The organism is Sphingobacterium alimentarium (assembly GCF_004342685.1).
In the GTDB taxonomy this organism is placed as follows: domain Bacteria; phylum Bacteroidota; class Bacteroidia; order Sphingobacteriales; family Sphingobacteriaceae; genus Sphingobacterium; species Sphingobacterium alimentarium.
The window spans coordinates 26,537-43,006 of the sequence record NZ_SMBZ01000020.1 but is presented as its reverse complement, the minus strand read 5'-3'; the positions used below and the strand labels follow the sequence as shown (position 1 = coordinate 43,006).

15 protein-coding genes and 1 tRNA gene are annotated in these 16,470 nt (G+C 38.5%); 11 read left to right on the top strand and 5 right to left on the bottom strand.

Annotated elements, in window-relative coordinates:
* Positions 1–16: 16 nt before the first annotated feature.
* Both EDC17_RS08785 and EDC17_RS08780 read left to right on the top strand, forming a co-directional pair.
* Positions 17–805 carry an outer membrane beta-barrel protein gene (locus EDC17_RS08785; RefSeq protein WP_132777718.1) on the top strand — a complete coding sequence of 263 codons (789 nt, stop codon included), beginning with the start codon at positions 17–19 and terminating at the stop codon, positions 803–805.
* Positions 806–868: 63 nt separating this feature from the next.
* The gene (locus tag EDC17_RS08780) at positions 869–1,927 is read left to right on the top strand and encodes an ABC transporter ATP-binding protein (RefSeq protein WP_132777717.1); all 1,059 of its coding nucleotides are present in this window, start codon (positions 869–871) and stop codon (positions 1,925–1,927) included.
* On the opposite strand, the gene EDC17_RS08775 is transcribed toward EDC17_RS08780, so the two are convergent.
* The 3 genes from EDC17_RS08775 to EDC17_RS08765 are packed head-to-tail and all read right to left on the bottom strand — an operon-like array spanning position 1,902 to position 4,483.
* On the bottom strand, positions 1,902–2,408 hold the full coding sequence (locus tag EDC17_RS08775) for a TlpA family protein disulfide reductase (protein ID WP_132777716.1): 507 nt from the start codon (positions 2,406–2,408) through the stop codon (positions 1,902–1,904). The two genes, EDC17_RS08780 and EDC17_RS08775, sit on opposite strands and share 26 nt — an antisense overlap.
* Before the next feature lie 3 nt (positions 2,409–2,411).
* A complete protein-coding gene (locus tag EDC17_RS08770; protein WP_132777715.1) occupies positions 2,412–3,275 on the bottom strand; it encodes an alpha/beta hydrolase in 864 nt (287 codons plus the stop codon).
* 5 nt (positions 3,276–3,280) lie between these two features.
* On the bottom strand, positions 3,281–4,483 hold the full coding sequence (locus EDC17_RS08765) for an alanine dehydrogenase (protein ID WP_207895730.1): 1,203 nt from the start codon (positions 4,481–4,483) through the stop codon (positions 3,281–3,283).
* Positions 4,484–4,585: 102 nt separating this feature from the next.
* Here EDC17_RS08765 and EDC17_RS08760 point away from each other — a divergent pair, with 102 nt between their 5' ends.
* The 3 genes from EDC17_RS08760 to ribH all read left to right on the top strand — a co-directional run bounded on the left by EDC17_RS08760 (position 4,586) and on the right by ribH (position 7,811).
* Positions 4,586–6,505 carry a polysaccharide biosynthesis protein gene (locus EDC17_RS08760; protein ID WP_132777713.1) on the top strand — a complete coding sequence of 640 codons (1,920 nt, stop codon included), beginning with the start codon at positions 4,586–4,588 and terminating at the stop codon, positions 6,503–6,505.
* A 92-nt stretch (positions 6,506–6,597) separates the two neighbouring features.
* Positions 6,598–7,254 (top strand): tetratricopeptide repeat protein, encoded by a 657-nt coding sequence (locus EDC17_RS08755; RefSeq protein WP_132777712.1) that lies wholly within the window; start codon positions 6,598–6,600, stop codon positions 7,252–7,254.
* A 68-nt stretch (positions 7,255–7,322) separates the two neighbouring features.
* On the top strand, positions 7,323–7,811 hold the full coding sequence (gene ribH / locus EDC17_RS08750; RefSeq protein ID WP_132777711.1) for a 6,7-dimethyl-8-ribityllumazine synthase: 489 nt from the start codon (positions 7,323–7,325) through the stop codon (positions 7,809–7,811).
* A gap of 49 nt (positions 7,812–7,860) precedes the next feature.
* On the opposite strand, the gene EDC17_RS08745 is transcribed toward ribH, so the two are convergent.
* Positions 7,861–10,299 (bottom strand): family 20 glycosylhydrolase, encoded by a 2,439-nt coding sequence (locus EDC17_RS08745; RefSeq protein ID WP_165894389.1) that lies wholly within the window; start codon positions 10,297–10,299, stop codon positions 7,861–7,863.
* A gap of 155 nt (positions 10,300–10,454) precedes the next feature.
* On the opposite strand from EDC17_RS08745, the gene EDC17_RS08740 reads away from it, so the two are divergent.
* From EDC17_RS08740 to EDC17_RS08725, 4 genes are all read left to right on the top strand, one after another.
* Positions 10,455–10,526: transfer RNA gene (locus tag EDC17_RS08740), tRNA-Glu, on the top strand.
* A 249-nt stretch (positions 10,527–10,775) separates the two neighbouring features.
* Positions 10,776–11,582 (top strand): Arm DNA-binding domain-containing protein, encoded by an 807-nt coding sequence (locus tag EDC17_RS08735; RefSeq protein ID WP_132777709.1) that lies wholly within the window; start codon positions 10,776–10,778, stop codon positions 11,580–11,582.
* A 95-nt stretch (positions 11,583–11,677) separates the two neighbouring features.
* Positions 11,678–11,968: a four-helix bundle copper-binding protein gene (locus tag EDC17_RS08730; RefSeq protein WP_243646097.1), complete on the top strand. Its 291-nt coding sequence runs from the start codon at positions 11,678–11,680 to the stop codon at positions 11,966–11,968.
* 246 nt (positions 11,969–12,214) lie between these two features.
* Positions 12,215–14,230, top strand: coding sequence for a BCCT family transporter (locus EDC17_RS08725; RefSeq protein ID WP_132777707.1), 2,016 nt, complete (start codon positions 12,215–12,217; stop codon positions 14,228–14,230).
* A gap of 482 nt (positions 14,231–14,712) precedes the next feature.
* Here EDC17_RS08725 and tnpA read toward each other — a convergent pair whose 3' ends face one another.
* Positions 14,713–15,126, bottom strand: a complete 414-nt coding sequence (tnpA, locus tag EDC17_RS08720; RefSeq protein ID WP_132777706.1) for an IS200/IS605 family transposase — start codon at positions 15,124–15,126, stop codon at positions 14,713–14,715.
* Positions 15,127–15,242: 116 nt separating this feature from the next.
* On the opposite strand from tnpA, the gene EDC17_RS08715 reads away from it, so the two are divergent.
* Complete coding sequence (locus EDC17_RS08715; protein WP_132777705.1) at positions 15,243–15,650, top strand: RNA-guided endonuclease InsQ/TnpB family protein; 408 nt, start codon at positions 15,243–15,245, stop codon at positions 15,648–15,650.
* A gap of 30 nt (positions 15,651–15,680) precedes the next feature.
* Complete coding sequence (locus EDC17_RS08710) at positions 15,681–16,436, top strand: RNA-guided endonuclease TnpB family protein (protein WP_132777704.1); 756 nt, start codon at positions 15,681–15,683, stop codon at positions 16,434–16,436.
* Positions 16,437–16,470 lie beyond the last annotated feature (34 nt).

Genomic DNA, 16,470 nt, shown 5'->3' with positions numbered 1-16,470 from the left:
ATTAAATCAATAGAACATGAAAAACCTATACAAAGCATCTCGCATCATTGCATTAGCGTTATTAGTAGTGAATACTGCATATGCGCAATCAGACAGCACAAACAACACGAGCAGCAAGTCTATAATTATTGACGATGACAAGTCCTTCAAAATAGTGAAAGATAATAAAGATGATGACGATAAATTGCCTCGTGCCTTCGGAGGAATTACATTCACACGCATCGATTGGGGATTCTCGAGAATTATGGATGATGGCGCTTTCTCACTTTCCCAGGATAATCAATTTTTGGAATACAAAAAAGCATCCAACTTTGGATTTGATATCGCACAGTTCGGGGTGCGTACCAGCGATAACTTCAAAACATACATTTCTGCTGGTTTTGAATGGAACTATCTACGTCTGAAAGAAAACATCATATTCAATGAAGACAGCTCACCGATCTCCTATGAGCCTAGTGATATAGCATATTCCAAAAATGTATTTACAACAACTTATATGCGCTTGCCGATAACACTAGAGTGGAGAAGCAACAAAAACCGCAAAGGAGAACGCGTAAAAGTGGCTTTTGGCGCGATGACTGGTGTACTGCTAAAAGGTACTCAGCGCCTAAAAAGCAAAGAAAATGGAAAACAAAAGTTTAAAGATAATTACAGCTTAGCTTCATTCCAATACGGTCCGTTCATCCGATTAGGATACGATGATTTTGGGATATTTGCGAAGTATTATATGAATGATTTCTTTGAAAAAAGTCCAGCACAAAAGAATTTGAATAATTTAGCCTTTGGTATTACTTTAGGATTTTAAGACAGATATTTCATTTTTAAACCTTATTTTTATGCCGAAAGACAATTTCGGCATTTTTATTTTATGGCTCATACTTCATCTTCTTGTCAATACATACCTACGGACATTCAAAAATTGGACGTATCTGCAATCCACGGCAACAATCTGATAGCAACATTTACAGGTAAACAGGAAGTCACGGCTATTGATAATGTATCTTTCGACATCGAAAACCACAAAATAACAGCTATTATCGGAGAGTCCGGAAGCGGAAAAAGTACCTTATTGAAACTCATTTATGGACTTATAGAGCCAAATGGGGGTGAAGTTAGATACAAAGGCTGGTTGGTTCCCACGCGTAAGGACAAGTTGATACCTGGTCACGATGCCATGAAGATGGTATCTCAAGGTTTTGATGATTTAAATCTCTATGCAAAGGTGTGGGACAACATCGCTTCACAGCTTCCCAACACCAATTTGGAGTACAAACAGAGCCAAACTGCCGCAACGTTGAAAAAACTCCGTATTGATCATCTCGCTCAACATAGGGTAGCCGACTTAAGTGGGGGCGAGCGCCAGCGTGTGGCTATTGCGCGCGCACTGATCAATAATCCAGAAGTACTGCTGATGGATGAACCCTTCAATCAGGTGGATGCCGCATTTCGCGATGGCCTACAGCAAGACATCAAGCAGATCGTGCAAGATACGGGGCTCACGGTGGTTCTGGTATCGCATGATCCTGCTGAAGTATTGGCAATGGCAGATGCACTTATCGTCATGCAGCAAGGTAAAATTGTAGACTCGGGGCATCCTAAAGATTTGTATTATCAACCCAAACATCCTTATACAGCCTTGTTGCTCGCTAAAAGTAATATCATCACCGCACAACAAGCGGAAATTCTTCAGTTACCGACAAGCTCGGGGCAAATAGCTATACATCAAGAATGGATCGATGTCACCGAGAATCAACAATCTCCATTTAGAATAAAGGACATAAAATTCCGGGGATTCTATAGCGAATATGTTATCGGAAACCAGGAAATTAATTTACACGCTATCATAAAAACAAAAACTCCCGTTTCTATTGGAACAGGAGTCGATATTCAAATACAAGAATTTATTTCTTTTCAAGTTCAGCCTTAATTATCTGAACCATCTTGCTGAACTCGTCATGCTCAAATCCGATGGATTGGTAAATGATTTGCCCCTGTCTATCTAATACCACATTGCGGGGAATCGACTGCTCTGCAAACAAAGCGAAAACCCCGCGTTTTAAATCTGGAAACACAGGAAAAGTATAGCCATGCTGCTTCATAAAGGGATCGATCTTCTCCCAGCCTTCTTCTCTGGCCAATACAAAGACAGCCAACTCTTCATGTTTTAAATCTTTCCAAATCTCCTTTTCCAGACGAGGAAGTTCTTCTCGGCAGGGAGGACACCATGTGGCGAAAAAATTAAGTAATACAACTTTCCCCTTCAAGGATTCTGGTGTAATATTTTTGTTTTCGCGGTCAACAATTTTAAATGCCGGAGTTTTTTCCCCAACATTTACTTTCCATTCCTGCGCTTGTGTTCCAACAGCAAGTGCAATCATTAAAACTAATGTCCCTATTATGTTTTTCATATATTAAAATTTAAGATTGTTCAACCAGTCGAGCATGTTATTAAACCACTCTCGAGGTTCTTGTTTATTATGCATACCAAAACCATGCCCGCCGATCGCATACGAAAATAAGGAATTTGAAATATTATACTGATTTAATTTTTGTTGATACCTATAGCTATTCTCAATGGGAACAGTTTTATCATCCTGAGCATGAATCAGAAACGTCGGCGGTGTATGTGAATTAACATTCTGCTCATTGGAAAATTTAACAATATCCTCTTGATTAAATTCCGGACCAATTAACTTTTGTTTGGATCCATTGTGCGTGATCCCTTCTTCCATCGTGATAACAGGATAAACCAATACCGAAAAGTCAGGTCTAAGCTGAGCTGGAGCTAAGCCCGATTGGTGATAATCCGTATCGAAGTGTGTAGATAAAGTGGAAGCTAAATGCCCGCCGGCAGAAAATCCCAGCACCCCTACCTTGGCTCCATCAAGTGGCACCTCCGCTATTTTTTTCTTAATTAGCGTTAAAGCGCGCTGGGCATCTTGAATAGGCGCTATACGCTTATCCATCTGCTGCTTTGCTGAGGGCAGGCGATATTTCAAGACAAAAGAACAATATCCCTGCTCGGCCAATCGTGTGGCGACCTGATGTCCTTCGTGGTCCATAGCAATATGTGTATATCCGCCACCAGGAATAATTAAAAAAACATACGGGTGCTTTATTTTCGAAGGAATATACGAATAAAGTTCAGGCGTATTATTGGAAATATTTGCTGTATCTTTTGTATTAGGGACAGTATCGTAGAGTGCAATCCTTTCTTGAGCTTGCAAAAATCCAAAAATAGCGGTCATAAGTAGTGACAAAAAGGTTCTCAGCATTTATTTTATTGGTTAGCTACAATCATTAATGATAAATCTTTGTATGGTAACTTAAAACGTTCGGCAATATCTTTATTAGTCAATAAGCCTTGGTATAAGTATACCGCATTGCGAATGCCTGGATGACTCCATATCAAATTGCTAAATCCGCCACAATCCCCTATTTGCAATAAAATAGGTGTAAAAATATTTGTCAATGCATAGGTTGCTGTCCGTGCCACACGCGATGCGATATTAGGAACACAGTAGTGAATTACATCGTATTTCCTAAAAACCGGTTTGTCGTGAGAAGTAATTTGGGAAGTTTCAAAACATCCTCCCTGATCAATCGACACATCGATGATCACCGAGTTTGGCTTCATTTGCGAAACGGTCTCTTCGGAAATAAGACAAGGAGATCTGCCGTTCTTGGCGCGTAAGGCTCCGATTACCACATCACAGGTTTTAACGGCTTTATTTAATATTAAAGGTTGTATCACCGATGTAAAAACACGTGAACCTACATTATTCTGCAGCCTGCGCAGCCGATAAACCGAACTGTCAAAAACCTTAACTTGTGCGCCCAAGGCAATGGCCGTACGTGCGGCAAACTCGCCCACGGTGCCAGCGCCGATAATCACGATTTCTGTAGGAGGAACACCCGTCACGCCACCAAGCATTAATCCTTTCCCCTCAAAAACGTTCGATAGATATTCTGCAGCAATCAGAATGGAAGTTGCTCCCACGATTTCACTCATGGCACGCACTACACTCAAATGCCCACCTTCATCTTCTAAATACTCGTAAGAGAGGGCAGTGATTTGCTTTTTCATCAACCCCTCGAGCACTTGCTTACTTAAAAGACTAGGCTGCTGGGAGGAGAGCAGAATTTGTTTATGACGCATTAGCCTCACTTCTGTGATTGTGGGGCCAGCAATTTTAATGATTATATCGGCATTAAACACCGACTCTGTATCATAAACTATTTGTGCACCTTGCTCACTATAGTGCTGATCCAAGAAATTGGAACAGTTTCCTGCGCCGGACTCCAAAATTACACGATGACCATTCTCTATCAACAATGAAACAGAAAGCGGGGTAAGTGCAATTCTTTTTTCTTGAAAAACGGTTTCCTTAGGAATGCCTATTACCAACTCTCGTTGTGTCTGATTTATTGCTTTTAATAGTTCTTGTGTCTGACCAATCAATCCTTCTTCCATATTTGCCATAACCAGTATATTAACCTAATATACGAGATTAATTAATAAAGAATATTTAATAATATTTCCTTTTTTAATTAACTTTGCGTTATACGTAGGCATAAATTATAAATGAAATTCTTCAAAGTTATTAACCATGTAAAAATATTACCTAGATGGGTTATATTTTTTTTAGACTTGTTTACAGCAATTTTTGCTTTTTTAATTGCTTATTTTATTTATCAAGATACGAAAAATATCCCATTTAGTTCAAATGATTTTGCAGTGTCCTTCTTACTGTGCATCGGAGCCACCATCCTTTCCTTTGTTATATTTAAATTATACTCCGGTATTGTAAGGTATACCAGCTCGACCGATTCTATTCGAATACTATCTTGTAATTTATTTACTATATTAATCTTATTTGGCACAAAATTATTTGCCTTAGCTATAAGAGTTCCCTCCCCGATTGACACCTCATTGCTTATTATTTATTCGCTATTGGTATTTGTAGGACTTGTCATGTACCGAACCTCTATCAAAGTATTCTTTCAATATTCTAAGACTGCAAGGAAAATCAAGAAAAATGTAATCATTTTTGGCGCAGGAGAATTGGGTATTGCCGTAAAAAGAACGTTTGATCATGATTTAACATCCAATAAAATTATCGTAGGATTCTTTGATGACAACCCTTCGAAAGTTGGAAAAGCTATTGACGGAGTACGTATTTATAAATCTGACTTCTTGCTTCCTGTAATTAAAAAACTCGCTATTGACGAATTAATTATAGCCACACCCTCCTTGTTGCCAGATAAAAAAGCACAAGTCATTGAGACATGTCTGGAAAACAACATTTCGGTGCTTACCATACCTCCTGCACAGCAAATTATGAATGGAGACTTATCTGTAAATCAAATTAAAAATGTAAAAATCGAAGATCTGTTAGAACGTGCACCGATAAAAATCAATAATGAATCCATTCTTGATCAAATACGAGGTAAGCGTGTGCTAGTTACCGGAGCTGCTGGATCTATAGGAAGTGAAATAGCAACACAGCTTAGCAAATACGAGCCTCAACTTATTATCTTGTGTGATCAAGCCGAATCTCCTCTCCATAATTTACAGTTAGATTTACAAGAGAATTTTAAAGATCAAATTTACCAGACTTTCATCGCCGATGTTAAAAACTATGATCGTATGCGTCACTTGTTTGAGGAGTTCAAGCCTCAAATCGTCTATCATGCTGCCGCTTACAAACATGTCCCGATGATAGAGAATCACCCTATTGAAGGAGTTAAAACCAACATACAAGGGACAATTAATATAGCCAATCTCTCGGTGGAGTTTAAAACAAAGAAGTTTGTTTTTGTGTCCACTGACAAGGCGGTAAACCCAACAAATGTGATGGGTGCAACAAAAAGGATTGCCGAAATTTATGTTCAGTCCCTGAACAATAAATTAGAAAACGAAAACTTAGAAGGCCGTACGCGCTTCATTACAACTCGATTCGGGAATGTGCTGGGCTCTAATGGTTCAGTGATTCCACGCTTTAGAGAGCAAATTGAAAAAGGTGGGCCCGTTACAGTTACTCATCCGGACATCACCCGCTACTTCATGACTATCCCCGAGGCCTGCCAACTGGTGATTGAGGCAGGAAATATGGGTGAAGGTGGTGAAATTTTTGTATTCGATATGGGCAAATCCGTGAAGATAGTGGACTTGGCCAAAAAGATGATAAAACTTTCGGGCTATGAACCTAATAAGGAGATAGAAATTAAATTTACCGGGCTGCGACCAGGAGAGAAACTCTACGAAGAACTTCTTAATGACCTGGAAAACACCCTACCTACCCATCATGAAAAGATCATGATAGCCAAAGTAAGAGAAAATTGTTTTGACGGTGTACAAGATCAAATTAAAACACTATTTGATATTGTGGCCACGCAACATAAAATAAATATAGTACGCCAGATGAAGGCCATCGTGCCTGAATTTAAGAGTCAAAACTCCGAATACGAAATATTAGATAAGCAAAACGCGCAAACAAGTTAAACACCATCATTTTAGCAATTTATAGCAATTGGTATTGTAAATTTTCAATAAAAGTGTATTTTTGCGTTCCATAGTATTATTAATATAAACTAATGTCAACAAACTATAATTCTACAGATCAAAAAGGATCTTTTTTTCAAGACAATCAAAAAAGCCTATTATTCATTTTAGGAGGTATTATTGTATTAATCCTTCTTTATATTGGTTATCAAAAATTATATTTAGCTCCACGTGCTGAAACAGCTGCTGATGCTATGTTTCAAGCCGAGGAATACGTATTGATCGATTCATTGCAAAAGAAAGCAATTGAAGGTGACGGCAGTTTTGCGGGATTAAAAGAGATTGCGGATGAATATTCGAATACACCATCAGCAAATATCGCAAACGCTTACCTAGGTGGTCTATACCTTCGTGAAGGAAAGTTCCAAGAAGCTATTACTTACCTTAAAAAATATTCGGACAAAGGTAGCGACATCGTGGATCCTTTAGTAGTAGGTATGATTGGTGATGCGTACTCGGACAGTCATGACTACAAGAATGCTGCTGATTACTATCAAAAGGCAGTTAAAAAATCTAACAACTCATTCACTGCTCCTCTTTTTCTTAAAAAATTAGGTTTGGTATACGAGCAATTGAATGAATTCAAAAAAGCGGAAGAGGCTTACCAAAAAATTAAAACGGACTATCCACAAAGCACGGAAGCTGCAACTATTGACGGTCCTTTAGCGCGCGCGCAAGCAAAACAATAAGAAAAAAATAATTTTCATATATTAAGGCTGCTATCATGCAGCCTTTTTAATTAAAAAGAATATATATCATGGCAAGTACACTCAAAAATTTATCGGATTTCTCTCATATTCATGTTCAAAGTGCAAAAGGTTTCAAGTTTGCTATTGTGGTATCACAATGGAATGCACAGGTAACTGGCGCATTATTGAATGGTGCTATTGATGGAATATTGAAAAATGGCGGTCTGCAAGCTGACATTGATGTCATAGAAGTACCAGGCAGTTATGAACTCATATCGGGAGCAGATATCGTATTGCGAAATAAAGATATTGATGCCGTTATTTGTTTAGGTTGTGTAATCCAAGGCGAAACAAGACACTTCGATTTTATTTGTGATGCTGTTGCAAATGGGATTAGTAATGTCGCTATCAAATACAATAAGCCTGTAATCTTTGGGGTATTGACTACAGACAATTTAGAGCAAGCCTTAGACAGAGCCGGTGGCAAACACGGTAATAAAGGTGAAGAAGCCGCAATTACTGCTATTCAAATGGCGCATATTAGCAAAAAATATTAATGCCATTTTATTCCAAAACTAAAGCTAGATGATCTAGCTTTAGTTTTCTTTAATTGATATTCAATTGCGACAGCAGTCCCGATCTGCCCTTATCATCTAGCGCCACGGCTGTAATCTTATCTCCCGATTTAACTTTTATACCTTTCTTTATATCCAACCTTGGACTACGCAAGGTAGGCTCGCTGCCATCTGTTGTATAGTAAATCGGATATCCAGGGTATTCTACATTAGCACGTAACGTTGAATTTTCAACTTTTAGTCCCACTCTGGGCAACCTAAATTGAACGCGATCTTGAATGACAGGCAATTCTACTTGAACTACTCGATTTAGAAATGCTACATAATCCCTATCAAAAAGTTCCTGATTATAGGTTTCTTCACTTTCATAGGCCCTACGTTGGGACCAAGCTCGCTCAGCTAACACAAAGAATCGTGGAAAAACCATGTAATCCAAGGCTTCGTCACTCAAAATTGTTTCCGCAAACAGCCCACCTTTGATTCCTTTAAAATTCGCTCTGCCTTTTTCTGTAATCCGGGTCAGCTTATTTAGATATGTTTTATCCAATTTTTTTCCGCTATAATAAGTATGGATATTGGCAAAATAATCTTCTGGAAAAAGCGAATAGGAATGGTGTAAGTCCGCAAACGTAGCCCACTTGAAACCGGGCTCACGGTATGTAGAATCCCACATCATATCTAGATACAAATTCGAAGCGCTAATAAGAACTGTCGGATAGCCTGCATTGGCTAATCGATAGACCAAATCATCATTTCCACCGCCTATGATATTATTCCAAACATCCAATTGCATATTCTCTTTGTGCTCCAGATCGGGGTTAACAACCATGCCATTACCCTTATTTACCATACCAATCTCTTCCCAACCTGCCATTTCCAATCCTTTAGCTTTGCAGAGTTTGTTGATTTTGTCAATATAATACGCCCATACTTCGTGTACACTCCCGATCCCCTGCTCGTGCATTAGCTTTTTGATCTTCGGCGATTTTTCCCAAACACCTGGCGGCACTTCATCTCCTCCTAGGGATATTTTTTTGAATGGCACTCCTGCTTCTGCATACATCGACTGAAACTCATCCAAAACTTTACCTAAGAAGCGATATACCGAAGGTAAAGCAGGATTCAATACATTATCCCCAAAGTTTTGCGCTGTATTATACACGGATATATCTTCAAAATCGTGCAATAGGTATTCTTCAGCAGCTTTACGATCTCCTGCAGCCATATATTTGTCATACCTAGCCTCCATTGCCTTCACCGATGCGCGCGCATGTCCAGGGGTCTCAATTTCGGGCACCACAGTGATGTTTCTCTCTTGAGCATATTTAAGAATATCGATGAAATCTTTTCGGGTCAAAAATTGATGTTCTGTATTGGTCGCCGACCCATACGCCGGCATCAATGCCTTCCCATCTAGGTAAGCCGGAGAACGGCGCGCACCCACCTCGGTAAGCTCGGGCAATCCCGGTATTTCGATTCGCCATGCTTCGTCCTCAATAAAATGAAAATGAAAGACATTCAATTTATACTTACCCATCAGGTCTAAATATTTTAACACAACCTCCTTGGGTCTGAAATTGCGCGCAATATCCAACATAAATCCTCTATAAGCATAGCGAGGTTCATCCATCACCTCCACACAAGGCAAATGAGTTACTTTTTTCGCGCTTTTGCTCTGAGCTTGGTCATATAGCGACTGAAGGGATTGAAGAGCGTAAAACAACCCTGCACGCCCGCTAGCCTCAATCTCAATAAGGTCGGGGTTGATGGACAAATTATATGCTTCATCAGCTAAGTTACTATTCAATCGAACGATGAAATTTTTCTTATCTGCATCATATTGTACCTTAGCTAGTCCTGCCAGCCCTTTATCTACCGTTTGTTTCCAATCCGATGGCACCTCTACCTGAAGTACTTTCCGCAGATCGAAAATTCCATTGCGCTCGATTAAGGATTTAGGCGAAGGAAATATCTTAATGGGAGTGTATTCCTTCTGAAACGATTGATTCTTTGCATACAATTTTTGTAAAAACTCCCTATTTTGGCTTGGAGTAGATTTAATGTCTTCGTATTCGACTTGACCTACGGCTGTATATTTGGTTTTATCCAGTTTACTCAAAAAATAAAATCCATTGGGACGCGTTGAAATCCCAACTATGCCATACTGTGTTTTATAGTTCAGCACAATGGAATCTTGCGGCGCTAGAAAACGCTGGCGAAAAACTATCTGGAAAAGATTACCCCTTTTATCAATGAGTTGAAATTGTTCATTGTTTGTTTCTACGACAGGATACATGGTATTGAAAAACAAATCCCAATCTTTCAGTGGAAAATTAGCAGTCCCTTGATTTTTCACCACAATTTGGAGATTTAGATCATCCTCTCCATTGTATGTAGGCGCTGGCTTCCATTTTATGGAAATATCATTTGCTCTTAAACTTTGAGCGAATAAAGAATGAATAGATATCATAAAGCTAAAAAAAAGTAAAAATCGCATATGAGTTTGCTTTGGTTGTATCATAATGGATGCGTTTGTCTAGTTATTATACATAAATACTAAAAATTTTTTACTTTTTTTTGTTCAATAAAAAAATAAAACTATATTTGCACACCGAAACAAATAAGGGCCCGTTCGTCTAGGGGTTAGGACGCAAGATTTTCATTCTTGAAACAGGGGTTCGATTCCCCTACGGGCTACACACTTAAAAGTCAAAACATACTAAAACGCTGTAAATTAAATGTTTACAGCGTTTTTTGTTTTATCGGTATCTACAGATCTTTCAATTTTTCCCAATAAAAAAGTGTGTCATTCGGTGAGTCATTTTTTTAGACTACCCTACTCACTGAAACAGGTTTAAATTTCTGACTTACAGCCTGTTCAAAAACTGAACATCTTGATTTCGTTAGGCTGCAAGGCTAATTTTGTTTCACTTAAATGATAAGATCATGAGTACAAATTATTCTTTGCTCTTCTACCTGAAGAAACCAAAAAACTACGTGAGCGGCCCGAAGCCGATCTACATGCGCATCACCGTGGGTGGCATTCCTAAAGAAGTCTCTACCGAACGGGAGTGCGATCCCGCAAAATGGATATCCAAGGCAAACCGTGCCAAGGGAACCAAAGAGGATATCAAAACGTTAAATTCCTACCTTGACTCTGTAGAGCACAAAGTCGCTGACATCCACCTCCAGATGACAAAAAAAGGAGAGGATATTACCTCAGAATCTATCAAACTGAAATATCTTGGAAAGGATATCAAGAGAAAAACACTGTTGGCTGTTCTCCTTGAACATAACGGACAGATGGAAGCATTGCTGGGTAAAGGATTTAAGCCCAATACACTCAAAGGGTATAAGACCTCGCTGTCCCACATCGAACAATATCTCAAGACAGAGCACGAATGTTCCGACATTGATGTCAGAAAGATGGATCACGGGTTTGTAACGGGGCACGAATTTTTCCTACGTTCTGCGCTGGCTTGCTATCCCCGGAGGATACCCAAAACCCCGTTTGCAGCGCATAGAGCAAGCAAAGTAGGGCTCTGCCCAACTTCCGCTTGCTCATGTGACAGCATGATATTCAGGGAAGGATTCATCTGGAGGTTTGTGATTCTTCGATTTCCTAAGGAAGAACCCATTCGATTACATCAACACTATAATTTACACCAACTCTCTTCGCTCATCATACTGGTTATCCCAATTATCCGTAACGATGTGCTTCAGTTCCAAGATAAAACTAAACCGAACAAATAATTGTCTCATCTGTTCTGGTCATATACAACAAAAACTTTAACGTTATGATACAGACAAAATTTCAAGATTGTATAGAAGCATGTGGAGAATGTGCCGTGTTCTGTAGCCAGTGTGCAGCTGCCTGTTTAGATGAAAAAGATCTCGAACACCTTAAAAAATGTATCCAATTGAATCTGGAATGCACTATCATATGTGATGCTGCTGTAAAAGTTATGAGTATCGATGGACAGTTAAGTAAAGAACTCTGTAAAATATGTGCAGATATCTGCGAACGATGTGCAGACGAATGCGAAAAGCATGCAGATATGGGCATGGAGCATTGCCGTGAGTGTGCTGAAGCTTGCCGCGCCTGTGCCAAAACATGTAAGGAGATGTCGGCGGCATAGCTGCGTTAAGGGAATTGTTTCGACACTTAATCCCAATAGTAGGAAACAGCCGAATCGCATAGCGTGGCGTTCATATGGTATTAATTTTCTATACAAAGCTGGTTAGATTGTATATTAAAATGAATTTAATTAGGTTTGTACAGTCGTTTCCGTACTTCCTAAATATAGTATTTGTGGCACGAAAAGAACTTCTTTGATTATTTCTTGAATGCTATTACCAAAAGACCAAGTATTTTAAAATTCCATATGAAAAAACCTGTAAGAATAAGAACGACACTCAGTAAAGGGGTCATTGTTCCAAGTTTGATTTTCATTGTGGGCATCTGTTTGTTGTCGGCTATTTTTCCGAGCCTAACAGAAAATCTGCTCAACACCATCAAGAACTTTATCTTTGTAAACCTGAATTACGTTTATGTCTGGTCGGTAACCATCTATGTCCTGTTTCTGATTTATCTGATGTTCAGCAAATATGGTAATATCCGGTTGGGAAGAAATGACAGCAAACCAACCTATTCCTTCTTTTCGTGGATTTCTATGCTTTTTGCTGCCGGTATGGGTATCGGGTTAATGTATTTCAGTGTTGCAGAGCCGATGCAGCATTATTCAAATGAAGTTTTTTCGGGAAATACGGCTGTTCAGCGAGCCAAAGACGCACAACTTTATACTTTCTTCCATTGGGGTATCCACGCTTGGGCTATATACGGGATTGTCGGGTTGTCTTTAGCCTATTTTGCCTATCGTTATCGTTTACCACTTTCCTTGCGGAGCTGTTTCTATCCTCTGTTGAAGGATAAGATCAAAGGCAAATGGGGCAACACCATTGATGTTTTCGCACTTTGCAGTACTTTTTTTGGAATTACCACCACATTAGGTTTCGGGGTGGTACAGATCAATTCCGGTCTGGAAACACTAAATATCTTGCCGGGAAGCAGCTTTATTTATCAGGTGTTGATTGTCGGTGTATTGGTATCACTTTCTATTATATCTGCTGTAAGCGGGGTGGACAAAGGCGTGAGGATATTGAGCAATATCAATATTGTAAGTGTTGTCATACTCTTACTTTTTGTTTTGATCCTCGGCCCTACGGTATATTTGATAGGAAGTTTCACGGAAGGAATCGGGACATATATCAATGAATTCTTTAGCTTGACATTCAACACACATGTGTACGAAGAGAACACGCAACAATGGTTTTACGACTGGACTATACTTTATTGGGCATGGTGGATTTCGTGGTCGCCTTACGTTGGACTATTTATCGCTAAAATTTCAAAGGGACGAACGATACGGGAGTTTGTAGCGGCAGTCTTGATTATCCCTACTTTGTTTAATTTTATCTGGATGACTGTTTTTGGAAACAGTGCGATATGGTTTGATGCCAACGTTGCCGACGGGGCGTTGAGCCAACTTGCTGGCAATCCGGATGCCCTGATGTTCCGTTTCTTGGAATATCTGCCATTAACCGAAATCGTCAGTTTTTTGACTATTGCTATTATCATTATCTTCTTTGTAACCTCTGCTGATTCGGGTATGTTCGTCATGAACAGCATAGCGACAAAAAATGCCCGGATATCTCCGAAATGGCAGACCATCGGTTGGGGCGTCCTGCTTGCCGTATTGGCACTGATGCTATTGAACGCTGGCGGACTGACGGCTCTGCAAAGTATGACATTGATTACGGCGTTGCCGTTTTCGGTCATCATGCTGCTTTTCATCGTCAGCCTGATAAAGGCACTGTCCATTGATAGAAGCTATTATGAACGTGATTTTTCAGCAACGACGATACCTTGGTCAGGCGAGTTTTGGAAAGAGCGTCTGAAACAGATCGTCTCTTTCAGTGATAAGAAGTCTGTCGTTGGTTTTATTGATAAAACAGTTAGAGATGCTCTTACGGAATTGCAGGAGGAGTTTTCCAAAAATGATGTAGAGGCTAAAGTTAATCTCTATGAAAATCCACATAGAATAGAGATAGAGATTAAATACGATGTTGTAAATAATTTCTTATACGGGGTAAAAGGAGAATCGAGAATTGTATCGGATTACCTGCTGAATGAAGAAAACCTGCCGGATATAGAAGGAAACCAAACTTTTTTCCCTAAATCCTATTTTGGCGACGACCGCGAGGGGTATGATGTACGGTTTTTTACCAAAAACGAATTGATTTCTGATGTACTGAAACATTACGAGCGGTTTATAGAGATTATTTCTGAAGAACGTAATGAAATGTTTGTCAGTAGCAATACCAACCGTAGGTTAAGATAACGAATGTAGGACGATAACTTAAACACATTTTTCTTTTCCTATCATTACTGTCCTAAATAAATTTTAAGGCGCATATTATCTGCTATCTTTTATGAATTAAGAAAGCTTTTGTTAAAAATCAAATTATATCCTACCTATGGTTTTTAGAAGAGTTTATATTGTCCTATTTTATCAGGAGGTTTACCTGAAAAGAATGGATCAGCTCCGAAATAGACAATAATGTCTTCCAAATCATTTGTCGAGATTTCAGAGTCTTCCAATTTACATTGGAATTGAATAAATCTATTTACCGAATCTTGGTATACGCCTGTTAAAATCCTTTTGCAGAATGTAAATTTTTCTAAAGGTGAACTAAAGTCAATAACTAAATCTTTTTTGATGTCCTCCTTGTTGTAAAATTCAAACTCTTGTTTTAGTACATTTTTGATTTTATAAAACGGAGCGTAAAACCCACAGGTCTTTAGCCTGTGGGATGTAAGCGACTAACCCTGATTGAGAATATACTCACGAATAGTATCAGGAGATGCTTCACCTATTGAACAAACAAAATAACCATCAGACCAGAAAGTATGTTCTTTCCAAAAATGTTTAAATAAGAATGACCTGTGTGGTGAACGCCAAATGTAATAAGTAGATTCTTGTTTTAACTTGCGAACAATAGAAGTAATTGAAACACGAGGGATATAACGAATAAGAAAATGGATGTGGTCTAAATCAGATTCAAACACTTCAATTTCAAAATCTGAATTAGAAGTAATGTTTAAGAGAGAAGAACGCATATCATCTTTTAACTGACCGACAAGTAACTTTTTACGATACTTGCAAACGAAGATTAAATGACACTTTAAGTAGTGTTTTGAACGATTTGTGCTGATGCAATTACATTTTTTAGACATAGTAGCGAAGTTTTTTGTGAATGTTTCTCAATGAAAATGGAGATATTTACAAAAAACGTATCGGACTGCATAAGTAAAATGTATCTTTGCATAAAATAAAACTATTTAATAGTAGAATGAAGATAATTTTTCGGACATATCAATTTGAATTGCAGCCAACACAAGAGCAAAAAGTGTTGTTGGATAAGCATTTTGGATGTATCCGTTACGTTTACAACTACTTTTTAAATGAAAGGAAAGAGCAATATCAAGCAAATAAAAAGTCTGATAATTACTATAAACAGGCAGCTACCTTAACTGAACTAAAAAAGAAAGAGGAAACTGCTTGGCTGAAAGAAGTTAATAGTCAATCATTACAATTTGTTTTAAGATGTTTGGATACTGCTTACGTGAATTTTTTTAGAGGTAATGCTAAGTTTCCACGATTTAAGTCAAGGAAAAAGAAAAACTCATTCACAGTTCCACAGTTCGCAAAACTTGAAGGTGGTAGATTTTTTGCACCAAAATTCAAAGAAGGTATTTAAGTTAATGTTCATCGTGAAGTTAAAGGCGAAATTAGTAAATGTACTTTGAGTAAAACACCAACAGGAAAATATTTTGTATCAATACTATCAGAAGAACAATATCAAGTAAAAGAAAAGACTGGTGCTTTTTGTGGAATAGATTTAGGTTTAAAAGACTTTGCTATTACTTCTGATGGTGTCAAATTCAAGAACAACAAATACACAAAACAATATGAAAAAGAATTAGCGAAAGCACAAAAACATCTTTCTCGTAAGACAAAAGGCAGTAATTCGTTTGAAAGACAAAGACGAAAAACAGCAAGACTTCACGAGAAGATAACCAACTCACGAATGGATAACTTACATAAGGTATCGCACCAATTAGTTTCTAACTACGATATAATTGCATTAGAAGATTTGAATGTGAAAGGTATGGTCAAAAACCATAAACTTTCAAAACATATTTCTGATGCAAGTTGGGGAACTTTCGTTAGGTTGCTTGAATACAAGGCTGATTGGAACGATAAACAGATTGTAAAAATCAATCGCTTCTATCCATCAAGTAAAACCTGCTGTGAGTGCGGTTGGATAAATCAAGACTTAAATCTTTCAATAAGAGAATGGACTTGCAAAAATGGACACGTTTTAGACCGTGATTTAAACGCTGCAAAAAACATTCTGAAAGAAGGATTAAAAATAATATCGTCAGGAACTGGCGATTACACGGGCGGAGACTCAAATAAGACTTTGGCAACAAAGCACAAGTCTGTGAAGCCCGAAGCCCATTTGTCTTTAGCAAATGGGTAGTTCACCGAATCTTCCCTTATCTTCATAGTAAAGT